Consider the following 12,823-nt stretch of genomic DNA (forward strand, 5'->3'; position numbering starts at 1 on the left):
CCTAGGCCGCCGTCCTTCACCGTCGACGGCGGCGCGTCAGCCTCGATCGCGCGCCGCGCGGAACGCCGCCAGCCCGCGCTCCAGGTCGGCGATCAGGTCCGCCGGCTCTTCCAGCCCGATCTGCAAGCGCACCAGCGGCCCGGCGAAATCAGGCGTGGTGACGGTGCGGTAGCGCGCCGGGTCGACCGGCAGCGCCAGGCTCTCGAACCCGCCCCAACTGTAGCCGATCCCGAAATGGTGGAGCGCGTCGATCAGCGCGGCTCGCGACGCCTCGTCCCCGCCGTCCAGCACGAAGGAGAACAGGCCCGAACTGCCGCGGAAATCGCGCCGCCACACCTCATGGCCCGGGCAGGAGGGAAGCCCTGGGTGAAGCACCTGCGCCACCTCGTCCCGCGTCTCCAGCCATCGCGCGATCTCCAGCGCGGCCGCGCCGTGCTGCTTCAGCCGCAGCGCCATGGTGCGCAGGCCTCGGCTGCCGAGCCAGGCGTCGTCGGGACTGACCACCTGCCCCAGCTGGAAGCTGGTGTCGCGCAGGCGGGCGAAGCGGCCCGGCGCGGCCGTGACCGCACCCAGCATCACGTCGGAATGGCCGACCACGTATTTCGTGCCCGCCAGCACCGCATAGTCGATCCCGTGCGCCATGGCGGGAAACAGCAGCGGCGTCGCCCAGGTATTGTCCAGCACCGTCGCCACCCCGCGCGCCTTCGCCGCGGCGACGATGGCGGGCACGTCCTGCACCTCGAACGTCAGGCTGCCGGGGCTCTCGAGAAAGATCGCGCGCGTGCGCTCGCCGATCAGCGCGGCGATGCCGCCGCCGATCATCGGGTCGTAGAAGCGGGTAGTGATGCCCATCCGCTTCAGCAGTCCCGTGGCCAGCGAGCGGGTGGGATCATAGGCGCTGTCGGGCAGCAGCAGCTCGTCCCCCGGCGAGAGGATCGCGAGCAGGGTCGCCGCGATCGCCGCCACGCCGGAGGGATAGAGGAACGTCCCCTCCGCGCCAGGCTCCAGTTCGGTCAGCGCGTCCGCCAGGCTCCACTGCGTCGGCGTGCCGCGGCGTCCGTAGAACAGGCGGTGGTGCGTGTCGCGGCCGGCCGCCGCGCGCAACTGCGCAACGTCGTCGTACAGGATCGTGCTCGCGCGCCACACCGGGGTGTTGACGATCCCGCCGGTCCATTCGCGGCGGCGGCCCGCGGCGACGACCTTGGTCGCGGGGCTGGGTTCGTCCGTCATGCGTTCCCCGTCGCCTTGGGCGTGGCGGGGTCCGCGCCCCACTCGCTCCAGCTGCCGTCGTAGACCGCGGCCTCGTGGCCGAGCAGGTGTGCGCCGAACGCCAGGACGCTCGCCGTGATGCCCGAGCCGCACGTCATCGTCATCGGCCGGCTCGTGTCCACCCCTGCCTCGGCGAAGGCGGCGGCCAGCGCCTCGCCCCGCTTCCAGTTGCCGTCCGCGTCGAACAGCCGCGTGTAGGGCAGGTTGCGCGAGCCGGGGATGTGGCCCGGCGCCACTTCGGGGCGGGGATCGGCCTCCGCACCGGTGAAGCGCGCGGTCGATCGGGCGTCGATCACCTGCTCCCCCGCGGTCAGGCGGTGCGCGACCGCGGCCTGGTCCACGATGCCCGCTCCCGCCGTACGCGGCGTCGCATGGCGGGGGGAGGGCGCGGCGGGGCCGCGCTCCAGCGGGCGCCCCTCCGCCCGCCAGCGCGGCAGCCCGCCGTCGAGGATCGCGACCTCGGCGAAGCCGAAGGCGCGCAGCATCACCCAGGCGCGCGCCGCCGTGTGATGGGGCGCGTCGTCGTAGAGGACGATGCGCGTGCCGTCGCCCAATCCCAGCTTCGCCATGCGGCTGGCGAATTGCGCTGCGCCGGGCAGCATCGACGGGAGCGGGGAGGCGGAGTCGGCGAAGGCGGCGAGGTCCAGGAACACGGCGCCGGGAATATGCCCCGCCTCGAACTCGGAGCGCGCGTCGCGCGGGGCGTCGCCGGGGAAGTTTGCGTGCAGGCTGGCGTCGGCGACGCGCAGGTCGCGCGCGCCGATCTCGCCGGCCAGCCAGGCGGGGGTGACGAGGGGCTCCATTCCCGCGGCATAGCGGGCGGGGCAGGACGCGTCATGCCTTTCGCGCGGCCGTCCGACCGCCTATTTGCGCCGGCATGACACCCAAGCACCTCGGCCAGACGAGCACGCTTCCCGCCTCTCCCGAGCAGGCGGTGCTCGATTACGTGCCCAATCCGCGGCCCGGCCACCCCTATCTCGTCCGGTTTACCCAGCCCGAGTTCACCTCGCTCTGCCCGGTGACGGGCCAGCCGGATTTCGCGCACCTGGTCATCGACTACGTGCCCGACGCCAGTATCGTCGAATCCAAGTCGCTGAAGCTGTTCCTCGGCTCCTTCCGCAACCATCAAGCGTTCCACGAGGATTGCACCGTCGGCATCGGCGAGCGCCTGTTCCGGGAGATGGCACCGACCTGGCTCAGGATCGGCGGATATTGGTATCCGCGCGGCGGGATGCCGATCGACGTGTTCTGGCAATCGGGTGCGCCGCCAGCGGGGGTGTGGCTGCCCGACCAAGGGGTCGCGCCGTACCGCGGGCGGGGTTGATCGACATCAGGCGTTCTGCGCTACCGCACTGCAACATGAACGCAACCTTTCGATAGGCCATCGGTTTTCCTTTGGAAGACAGCCGGAAGTGCATTCCGCGCTGCACCAGCGAAGGCGACGGGATGAGCACCACGGTTACGACGGATGGCGTCAAGCACATCGCATTGCTGGGGAACTTCCTTCCCCGCAAGTGCGGCATCGCCACCTTCACGACCGATACGTACCAGGCGCTGCGCACCCGTTTTCCGGACATGCAGGTCGATGTCTACGCGATGGACGACCATCCCGGCCGCTACGACTATCCCGCCGCGGTGGTCGCCGCCGTCGACCAGCATGACCGCGCCGCCTATGTCGAGGCCGGACGCGCCATCGCGGACAGCGGTGCGCAGGCGCTGTGGGTGCAGCACGAATATGGCATCTTCGGCGGGGAGGCGGGCGCGCACGTCCTGGCGCTGATCGACCGTGCCGGCCTGCCGCTGATCGTCACCCTCCACACCGTGCTGGAGAAGCCCAGTCCGCAGGAGCGATCGGTACTGGAAGGCCTGTTGCGTCGCGCCGGCCGGGTGATCGTGATGGCCGAGCGCGGACGAGACATCCTGCTGCGCACCTACGGCGTCTCGCCCAAGTCGGTCGCCGTCATCCCGCACGGCGTGCCCGACCGACCGTTCGCGCATCCCGATCTGTTCAAGGGCCGCTTCGGCTGGACCGGGCGTCGCGTCATCCTCACCTTCGGTCTGCTGGCGCCGGGCAAGGGCATCGAGACGATCATCCAGGCGATGCCCGCGGTGGTCGCGAAGCATCCCGACGCGATGTACGTCGTGCTGGGCGCGACGCATCCCAACCTCGTCGCGCACGAGGGCGAGAAGTATCGCGACGGGCTGAAGGCGAAGGCGGCCGATCTCGGCGTCGGCGACAACGTCGCATTCATCGACGCCTTCGTCGATCACGACGACCTGATCGACTATCTGCAGGCGGCGGACATCTACGCCACGCCCTACCTGAACCCCGCACAGATCACGAGCGGCACGCTGAGCTACGCCGTCGGCGTCGGCAAGGCGGTGATCTCCACCCCCTACGTCCATGCGACAGAGATCCTGGCGGACGGACACGGCGTACTGGTCGACTTCCGCGACGCGGAGGCGTTCGCGCGAGAGATCAACGACCTGCTCGGCAGCGATCGCAACATTTCCCGCCTGTCGGAGCGCGCCTACGCCCGCGGGCGCACGATGATCTGGCCGCGCGTCGCCGAGGAGGCGATGGAGGAGGTCGTCGCCGCGGTCGCGGCACGACCGCGCCGTATCGCCAGCCCCGCCGCCGCCGACAAGGTCCTGCCGCCCGACATCGCCGCCGTCGAGCGGATGAGCGACAGCACGGGGATGCTCCAGCACGCGATCTATTCCGTGCCGGACCGCCGCCACGGCTATTGCATCGACGACAACGCCCGCGCGCTGATGTTGATGACGGCGATGCCCGATCTCGATCCGACGGTGCGCGACAAGTGGACGACGATCTACGCCTCGTTCATTCAATACGCCTGGAATCCGGAAAAGCGCCGCTTCCGCAACTTCATGAACTTCGACCGCACGTGGTGCGAGGACGAGGGATCGGAGGATTCGAACGGCCGCACCATCTGGGCGCTGGGCGTCGTCGCGCGCGATGCGCACGAGGCGAAGCATCGCGACTGGGCGACGGCGATGTTCGATTCGACCGCCAGCCTGGCGCTCGACCTCGGATCGCCGCGCGCACAGGCGTTCGCCATGCTGGGCGCGGCGGCGATGCTGCAATCCTCCCCCGGCCACCGGCTGGCGACGGAGATACTGAAGCGCTTCCCCGATGAGCATCTTGCGCTGCTCGACGCGGCCCGGCGGCCGGAATGGGGCTGGTTCGAGATCGTGCTGGCCTATGACAATGCGCGCCTGCCCGAGGGGCTTCTGCGCGCGGGGCTGGCGCTGAACCGCGACGACCTGATCGCCTGCGGCCTCTCCACGCTGGAGTGGATCATGGAGAAGCAGACGGCGCCGCAGGGCCATTTCCGCGCGGTGGGATCGGAGAGCTTCGGCCGCGTCTACGCCGAGCCGCTGCCGTTCGACCAGCAGCCGCTGGAGGCGGTGGCGACGGTGGATGCCTGCGCCGCGGCCTATGACGCGACGGGGGACGACCGCTGGGTGGCGGAGGCGAACCGTGCCTATCAGTGGTTCCTCGGCGCCAACGACCTGGACCTGCCTTTGGCGACGCAGCGCGACGGCGGCTGTTTCGACGGGCTGATGCCCGGCGGGTTGAACCGCAACCAGGGCGCCGAATCGATCCTGGCGCTCCAAATGGCCTCGTGCGCGATTTCGGGGCTTTCGCATCGCGTAGGAAAAGTGGCAGGGGCGGACCCGCGTCGTCGGGCGGGCTGATCGGGTCCGCCGCCGCGACGCCTCGGGACGAACAAGCGCGGGGCCTTCCTTGGAACTGTTCAACCACCCGCTGCGGCTGCACGCGGACCCTTCGCGCGTCGTGGTGCGCCCGTTCCACATCGGATGGGTCAGCCAGGCGAACGGGATCAGCCGGTCGGAGCGCCTCATCAACGAGGTGCTCCAGATGACGCGCGAGCAGGCGCGCGATCAGCTGGACCTCGTTCTCAAGGATTTCGAGGCCCGCCATTGGCAGACGCGGCGCGTCTTCATGACCCGCTACGACGAGATCGCGGCGGCGCACGGGCTGGACGGCGACGCGATCGGCGACGAGAAGCGCCAGCTGATCGGCGCCTATTTCTGCCACGAGTACAGCTACGCCGCGGCCGCGCTGATGAACCCGAGTGCAGTGCCGCACTTCGACCAGTCGGGCATGCCGGAGGGATCGCAGCGCATCCTGATGTCGCTGCGCTCGGTAGGAGAGGGGCACATCTCCTCCGTCGCGTTCCGCGAGGGCATCATCACCTCGGCCAACGAGCTGAAGCTGGCGCCCGAGCCGCCGTTCGCCACCGCCGCCGACACGGTCGGAACCGGCGAGGACGAGGCGCCGGTCGGCCCCGTCACCGTCTATCGCCACCGCGACAGCACGCTGTCGGGGACCGTCATCTTCCCGATCACGCAGGCGCAGTCGAAGGGACTGGAAGACCTGCGTCTGGTGCAGTTCCGGCACGACGACGACGAGCTGGAGTGGCTGGGCACCTATACCGCCTACAATGGCGATACGATCCAGTCGGAACTGCTGCGCACCAAGGATTTCCGCGCGTTCGATCTGGTGCCGATGACGGGCAGCGCCAGCCGCAACAAGGGAATCGCGCTGTTCCCGCGCAAGGTCGACGGCCAGTACATGTCGATTGGCCGGCAGGACGGCGAGACGCTGTACCTGCTGAAGAGCGACCGGCTGAATCATTGGGACGAGGGGACGCAGATCCTGGCGCCCGAGTTTCCGTGGGAGTTCGTGCAGATCGGCAATTGCGGCCCGCCGATCGAGATCGACGAGGGCTGGCTGCTGCTGACCCACGGCGTCGGCGCGATGCGCAAATACTCGATCGGTGCCGCGCTGCTCGACAAGGACGATCCGTCGAAGGTGCTGGGACGCACGCGCGAGCCGATCCTGGCGGCGGCCGACCAGGACCGCGAAGGCTACGTGCCCAACGTGGTCTATTCCTGCGGTGCGATGCGCCACGGCGACCGGCTGTTCATGCCGTACGGGATCGCGGACAGCTCGGTAGGATTCGCCTTTGTTGAGATCGCGGAGATGCTGCGGGCGATGTGACGGGCGGGCGGCAATGTCAGTCCGACGCCGCGCGCCGCGTCCGTCGGTACAGCCACCACGCCAGCGCGACGTAGACGGCGAGGCCGACGACCAGTGCCGGCGTCTCGAATCCGTCGACCAGCGCCAGCGGCGAGTCGCTCCCGCTCTCGTAGACGATGCCGGCGAACAGGACGTTCCACAGGCTCTCGCCCACGATCATGCCCGTGGCGGTCAGCACGCCCAGCCGGCTCGCCGCTTCGGGATCGGGCGTGCGCGCGGCCCAGCGCTCGTACAGGTGGCCGACGATCGTGCCGACCACAACGGTCAGCGTCGCCCCCATCGGCAGGTAGATGCCGAGCCCCACGCCGAGCGGCGGCAACCGCATCCGCCCCAAACGGCCCAGTACCTCGTCCAGCACGATCACGCCCGCGCCCGTCGCCGCGCCCCAGCCGATCATCGCCCAGTTGAGGTCGCCGCCCAGCACCCCGCGCGCCAGCGCGGAGATCAGCGCGGCCTGCGGCGCGGGCAGCGCGTTCGCGCCCGCGTTCGGCATTCCGGCGAAGCCGAAGGACATGTAGAGCAGCTGGAGCACCGGCGGCACGACCATCGCGCCGAAGCAGACGCCGATCACCAGCGCCACCTGCTGCTTCCACGGCGTCGCGCCCACCAGCTGGCCGGTCTTCAGATCCTGCAGATTGTCGTTCGAGATGGTGGCGATCCCGAAGACGATGCCGGTCACGATCAGCGCGTAGGCGACCAGCGCCTCGGTCTGCCCCGCCTCGCCCCCGCGACCGAACCAGCCCACCAGCATCAGCGACGCGGCGATGACGGCGAGGATGCCGATGCCCGACACCGGTGAGTTGGACGCCCCGATCAGCCCGGCCATGTAGCCGCACACCGCCGCGATCACCAGGCCGATGACGGCGACGAAGAGCAGGCTGGCGGCCACCAGCAGCAGCGCGCTGCCCGCCAGCGGGCCGCCCGCCAGCACGGCGTGGAGCAGGAACGCGATCGGCACCAGCGCGGCCAGGCTGCCGCCCGCCACCGCCGCGACGGGCAGGTCGCGCTCCTCCAGCGCCAGCGCGTCGCCGCGTGCCACGCGCGAGGCGGCGAGCGAGGCGTTCAGCCCGCGCACCACCGGGCCGGCGATCCGCAGCAGCGTGTAGATGGCGGCGATGCCGATCACGCCCGCGCCGAAGAAGCGCACGTCGTCGCGGAAGACGCCCTGCGCCCAAGCGGCGACGTCGCCCGTCTGCGGCGCGGCTGCGGTGAGGACCGGCAGCACGATCCACCAGCCGATCGCGATGCCCAGCAGGATCGCCATGCCCGCCGACAGGCCGATCAGGTGCCCGGCGCCGAGCAGCGCGAAGGACAGGCCGCCGATCACCCCGGTCGCGCCCGGTCCCACGCGGAAGAACGCCGCCGCCTCCGCCGCGGCGAGGCGCGTCTGCGTCAGCAGCGCGAAGGCGGCGGAGGCGGCGGTGCTGGCCAGGATCGCGCGCAGGCCCTTGGCGCTCTGCGCGCCGCCGTGCCGGCTCTCCTCGCCGATCTTCAGGACCTCCGCCGCCGCGCGCCCTTCCGGAAAGGGCAGCGTGCCGTCCACCACCAAGGCGCGGCGCAGCGGCACGGAGAACATGACGCCCAGGATCCCGCCCAGGGCGGTGATCGCCGCCGTGGTGACGAAGGGGAAGCCCCGCCAGTAACCGACCATCACCAGCCCGGGCAGCACGAAGATGATCGCCGCCAGCGTGCCTGCGGCGCTCGCCACGGTCTGCACGATGTTGTTCTCGAGGATCGACGAATCGCGGAACGCGCGCAGCACCGCCATGGAGATGACCGCGGCGGGGATCGACGTGGCGAAGGTCAGCCCGATCTTCAGGCCGAGATAGACGTTGGCCGCGGTGAAGACGAGCGTGATGGCGCCGCCCAGCAGGATGCCGCGAAGCGTGAGTTCGAGAGGTCTGGCCGTCATGCGCGTCTGCATGGCACGGCGCGGCGCGCTGAAACAGGGGCTGTGCGAGGGCGGGTGGCCGGTCCTTCTGTCCAAGGGCCTGATGCGGGGGGCGGCGACTGCTCCCGTCGCCTGCCCCCTGCCGCTGCCGGGTCGACCGGCGCATCCTGTCCCGCGAACGTATCTTTTCTTATGGCGCTCGCCGTAGAGCAAAGCCGGGCCAAAAAAAAGGGCCGGCAGAGCCGACCCGGGAAGTTTTTAGGAGAGGATGCCTGAAAGGCCCGATCCTTGTGCATCGCAGCAATTGCGATCGCAAGTGCAATGTAATCGGTTGCAGATTGCGTTTTGTGCAATCGTGCGGTGTCTCGACTCCGCGACAGCGGAAGCCTAGCCAGCCCGGCGAACGAGGAGGCAGGAATGGGCGGGACGGGTTCACGGGCACTGCGCATCGCGCTGGCGGGGTTGGGGACGGTGGGCGCAGGAGTGATCCGCGTACTGGACACGAATCGCGAGCTGATCGCCAGGCGCGCCGGTCGGCCGATCGAGGTGGTCGCCGTCACCGCGCGCGACCGCACGAAGGACCGCGGCGTCGACCTGGGGCGCTTCGCGTGGATCGACGACACCACCCGGCTGGCCGAGGCAGAGGTGGACGTGGTGGTCGAACTGGTCGGCGGTTCGGATGGCCCCGCACTGGCGCTGGCGCGCGCCACGCTGGCCGCGGGGAAAGGCTTCGTCACCGCCAACAAGGCGATGCTGGCGCATCACGGGCTGGAGCTGGCCGAGGCGGCGGAGGCGGCGGGCGTGCCGCTGAAGTTCGAGGCGGCGGTCGCCGGGGGCATCCCCGTCATCAAGGGCCTGCGCGAGGGGGCGGCGGCGAACGAGCTGGCGCGCGTGACCGGCATCCTCAACGGCACCTGCAACTTCATCCTCAGCAAGATGGAGGCGGAGAAGCGCGACTTCGCCGACGTGCTGGCCGAGGCGCAGGCGCTGGGCTTCGCCGAGGCGGATCCGTCCTTCGACATCGACGGGGTGGATGCCGCGCACAAGCTGGCCATCCTTGCCAGCCTTTCGTTCGGCACGAAGCCTGCCTTCGATCGCGTCGGCATCGGCGGTATCCGCCACATCCTCGCCGCCGACATCGCGGAGGCGGCGGCGCTGGGCTATCGCGTGCGGCTGGTCGGCGTGGCGGAGGCGGGGGCGCACGGCCTGTTCCAGCGCGTCCACGCGCATCTGGTACCGCAGGACCATCCGCTGGCGCACGTCACCGGCGCGACGAACGCGGTGGTGGCCGAGGGCAATTTCGTCGGCCGCCTGCTGTTCCAGGGGCCGGGCGCAGGCGAGGGCCCGACCGCCAGCGCGGTGGTGGCGGACCTGATCGATATCGCGCGCGGGGAGGCGGGGCCGCCCTTCGCCATGCCCGCCGCGGCGCTGGCGGACGCGGGCGAGGCGGACGGCAGCGATCGCCGCGGGCGTGCCTACCTGCGCTTCGCCGTGGCCGACCGGGTCGGCGTGCTGGCCGAGATCGCGGCGGCGATGCGCGACGCCGGCGTCTCGATCGAGAGCCTGATCCAGCGCGGCGCGACCGCCGACGGCAGCGTGCTGGTGGCGATCGTCACGCACGAGGGGCCGGAGCGCTGCGTGGCGCAGGCGCTGGAACGGTTGCGCGGCTCGCAGAGCCTGACCGGCGAGCCGTTGTGGATGCATATCTTGGGGTGACGGGGCAGCCGAGGTCGCCCGCGAACGGCTAGGGAGCGACCCGCCCGCTCGTGACCGGCTCCGACAGGTCGATCGCGACCCGCTCGCCCGCTGCCGGCTTGCGCTTGCCCAGGCTCTTCGCCCCTTTGGCCACGTCGCGCACCAGCAGGAAGGGGTTGGTGGCCTCCCCCGCCTCCTCGCAGCAGCTGTTCGGCGCGACCAGCTTCTGCACGCCGCGGATCAGCGCGGTGCCCATGCCGAACACGTCGATCCCCGCCTGGCATCCGCCGACGCTCGCGGCGCACGGCGTCGCCTCCGCGTTCAGCGCGCCGACGCCGTCCGCCCGCGGGTTCACCGCAGTGGGGAAGGGCGACACCGCCTCCGCCGGCAGCGGCAGCGCCTGTTCGGGCAGCGGATCGGCGCACACGACGATCTCGTCCGCGGCACGCGTGCGCGTGCACGGCTGGCTCTTGACCGGGACGAGGATGGAGAACCGCTCGGGCGCGGACCCGGTAGAGGGCGGCGGAGCGACCGCCTGCAGTGCGAGGGCGAGGAGCAGCATGGGCACAACCCTGCGCCCCGTGGCACCGCGGCGTCAACGCCGGGTTAAGACGCGCCGGGTTATGCCGCGACCATGCTGTTCTCGCGCCTCTTCCGCAATCGCTACGCCGCGCTGCTTTGGGCGGGCGGCGTGTTGTGGTTCGCCTACGACGTGGCGGAGAACCTTTCGCGCATCCGCTGAGCGCTTGACTACGGCCGTAAACGATGTGACTACAGGCGTAGTCGGATCAGGAGCGAGTCGTGGCGGAAAACGCAAAGCCGGAACGGATCAGCGAGGCCGAGCACGCGGTGATGGAGGTGCTGTGGCAGGATTCGCCGCTCACCGCGCAGGACGTGGCCGAACGGGTCGATCCCGACCGCGCCTGGACCGCGGCGACCGTCAAGACGCTGCTCGGCCGTCTCCTCACCAAGCGCGCGGTCGCGCATGAGGTCGACGGGCGTCGCTATCTCTATCGCCCCGCCGTCGCGCGCGAGGAATATGTCGCGGGCGAGTCGCGCCGGCTGATCGACCGGCTGTTCGGCGGCAAGCTGACACCGCTCGTCGCGCACCTGGCCGAGCGGGACGAGATCAGCGCGGCCGATATCGCCGAGATCGAGGCGCTGCTGAAGGCGCTGAAACAATGATCTGCTGGATCGCCGAGGCGCTCGCCGCCTCCGCCGCGCTGATGCTGGCGGTGCTGGCAATGCGCGGTCCCGTGCGGCGCGCGTTCGGCGCGGAGCTGGCCTATGCGCTGTGGGCCATCCCGGTATTGCGCCTGCTCATGCCGCCCCTGCCGCAGGAGTGGCACGCCGCGGCCACCGCTCCCATCGCGGAGATCGGCCGGCAGGCGAGCGCGGTGATGATCGCACCGCTGAGTGACATCGCTACCCCGGCCGCCGGCGCGCCGGCCACCGACGCCGCCATCGCCATGGTGGAGCAGCCCGGCTGGCCCGACCTCCTGCCGCTCGTGCTCGCCGGCACGTGGATCGCCGGGGCGATGCTGTTCCTCGCGTGGCAGCTCGCCCGCTACGTCCGCTTCCGCATCGCACTGATGGCGCGGGCGGTCCCGCTCGACCGGCAGGGACGGGTCGCCATCGTCGAGAGCGCGGGGGCGACCGGGCCGCTGGCGTTCGGCATCGTCCACCGCGTCGTCGCCTTCCCGCCCGATTTCGCCGCCCGCTACGACGCCGACGAGCGCGATCTGGCGCTGGCGCACGAGCTGGGCCACCACGCCCGCGGGGACCTGATCGCGAACTGGATCGCGCTGGCGGTGTTGGCGCTGCATTGGTTCAATCCGGTGGCGTGGATCGCCTATCGCGCCTTTCGCGCGGATCAGGAGATGGCGAACGACGCCGGCGTCATGGCGCGGCTGGGGCCGGGCGCGCGCCACGCCTATGGCTGCGCGATCGTCAAGGCGGCGCACGGCCGCGCGCTGACCCCGGCGTGCCACCTGCACACGATCAAGGACCTGAAAGGGAGACTGAGGATGCTGGCACGCGGGCGCGCGTCGCGGACGCGCATGGTGGCGGGCGCCGCGGGCGCGATGGGGCTGACGGTCAGTGCGTTGGCGCTCACCGCGTCGGGCACCCAGGCCGCGGAGCGCGTGCGCGCGCGGGTGGAGAAGGCGACGGGGGTGGAGATCGCCGCGATCGATCCGGTCGCCGCGATCCACCCGGCAACCGCCGCCGTCGCCACCCCCGCCGCCGGCGCCCAGGGGAAGACGCGGGTGACGGTGAACCGCGACGGCCGCACCGAGACCTACGAGGGCGAGGCCGCGGACGCCTATCTCGCCGCGCATCCGCTCCCCGCGCCGCCGGCGCCTCCGGCCCCGCCCGCCGACGTCGCCGACCGCGACGGTTACCGCGGCGCGATGCCCGCCTTGCCGCCCGCCGTTCCCGCCGTGCCGATGCCCCCCGAGCCGCCGGTGGTGGCCGAGCGGAACTGCGGCAAGGGCGAGCGCGGCTCCGCCTTCGTCGTGGAGCGTCGCGACGGCGCGCGTTCGGTCACGGTGATCTGCACCGACAGGATCGAGGCGCATGCCCGCGCCGCCGCCCGTGCCGGGGCCAGCGCGCGGCTCGCCGCCGACCGCGCGCGCATCGCCGGCGAGCGCGCGCGCGTGGCCGGGCTGCGCGCGGGGCAGAGCGGCATGGCGACCGCGCTCGCCAGCCTGCGCGAGACCCGCCGCGCCATGGCCGCCAACCACGCCATTCCCGACGAGGATCGCGCCGAGGCCCTGCGCGAGCTGGACGAGGCGATGGACGAGGTGCGCCGCGAGCTGCACGACATCGGGCACGACTGAGCGGCGGGGCCGCGCGGCGCTTGCGCCGGTGCGGCG

10 protein-coding genes are annotated in these 12,823 nt (G+C 71.3%); 6 read left to right on the plus strand and 4 right to left on the minus strand.

The window, feature by feature from the left end:
• Positions 1-36: 36 nt before the first annotated feature.
• Complete coding sequence (gene metC / locus HBH26_RS09550) at positions 37-1,230, minus strand: cystathionine beta-lyase (protein ID WP_168134372.1); 1,194 nt, start codon at positions 1,228-1,230, stop codon at positions 37-39.
• Complete coding sequence (locus HBH26_RS09555) at positions 1,227-2,072, minus strand: sulfurtransferase (RefSeq protein WP_168134373.1); 846 nt, start codon at positions 2,070-2,072, stop codon at positions 1,227-1,229. The genes metC and HBH26_RS09555 overlap by 4 nt, the downstream gene beginning before the upstream one ends.
• A gap of 74 nt (positions 2,073-2,146) precedes the next feature.
• Between HBH26_RS09555 and queF the strand changes: the two genes are divergently transcribed.
• From queF to HBH26_RS09570, 3 genes are all read left to right on the plus strand, one after another.
• On the plus strand, positions 2,147-2,593 hold the full coding sequence (gene queF, locus HBH26_RS09560) for a preQ(1) synthase (RefSeq protein ID WP_168134374.1): 447 nt from the start codon (positions 2,147-2,149) through the stop codon (positions 2,591-2,593).
• Positions 2,594-2,715: 122 nt separating this feature from the next.
• Positions 2,716-4,992, plus strand: coding sequence for a glycosyltransferase family 4 protein (locus HBH26_RS09565; protein ID WP_168134375.1), 2,277 nt, complete (start codon positions 2,716-2,718; stop codon positions 4,990-4,992).
• A gap of 49 nt (positions 4,993-5,041) precedes the next feature.
• Positions 5,042-6,322, plus strand: coding sequence for a glycoside hydrolase family 130 protein (locus tag HBH26_RS09570; protein ID WP_168134376.1), 1,281 nt, complete (start codon positions 5,042-5,044; stop codon positions 6,320-6,322).
• A 16-nt stretch (positions 6,323-6,338) separates the two neighbouring features.
• Here the strand turns inward: HBH26_RS09570 and HBH26_RS09575 are convergent, their stop codons facing one another.
• Complete coding sequence (locus HBH26_RS09575; RefSeq protein WP_239024696.1) at positions 6,339-8,273, minus strand: OPT family oligopeptide transporter; 1,935 nt, start codon at positions 8,271-8,273, stop codon at positions 6,339-6,341.
• A 396-nt stretch (positions 8,274-8,669) separates the two neighbouring features.
• Here HBH26_RS09575 and HBH26_RS09580 point away from each other — a divergent pair, with 396 nt between their 5' ends.
• Complete coding sequence (locus HBH26_RS09580; protein WP_168134378.1) at positions 8,670-9,968, plus strand: homoserine dehydrogenase; 1,299 nt, start codon at positions 8,670-8,672, stop codon at positions 9,966-9,968.
• A gap of 28 nt (positions 9,969-9,996) precedes the next feature.
• On the opposite strand, the gene HBH26_RS09585 is transcribed toward HBH26_RS09580, so the two are convergent.
• Positions 9,997-10,509 carry a hypothetical protein gene (locus HBH26_RS09585; protein WP_168134379.1) on the minus strand — a complete coding sequence of 171 codons (513 nt, stop codon included), beginning with the start codon at positions 10,507-10,509 and terminating at the stop codon, positions 9,997-9,999.
• Between the two features lie 239 nt (positions 10,510-10,748).
• On the opposite strand from HBH26_RS09585, the gene HBH26_RS09590 reads away from it, so the two are divergent.
• Positions 10,749-11,132, plus strand: coding sequence for a BlaI/MecI/CopY family transcriptional regulator (locus tag HBH26_RS09590; RefSeq protein WP_168134380.1), 384 nt, complete (start codon positions 10,749-10,751; stop codon positions 11,130-11,132).
• Positions 11,129-12,787 carry a M56 family metallopeptidase gene (locus HBH26_RS09595; protein WP_168134381.1) on the plus strand — a complete coding sequence of 553 codons (1,659 nt, stop codon included), beginning with the start codon at positions 11,129-11,131 and terminating at the stop codon, positions 12,785-12,787. Before HBH26_RS09590 ends, HBH26_RS09595 begins: the two co-directional genes overlap by 4 nt.
• Positions 12,788-12,823: the final 36 nt, after the last annotated feature.

It is taken from the genome of Sphingomonas corticis, from assembly GCF_012035195.1.
Taxonomy (GTDB): Bacteria; Pseudomonadota; Alphaproteobacteria; order Sphingomonadales; family Sphingomonadaceae; genus Sphingomonas; species Sphingomonas corticis.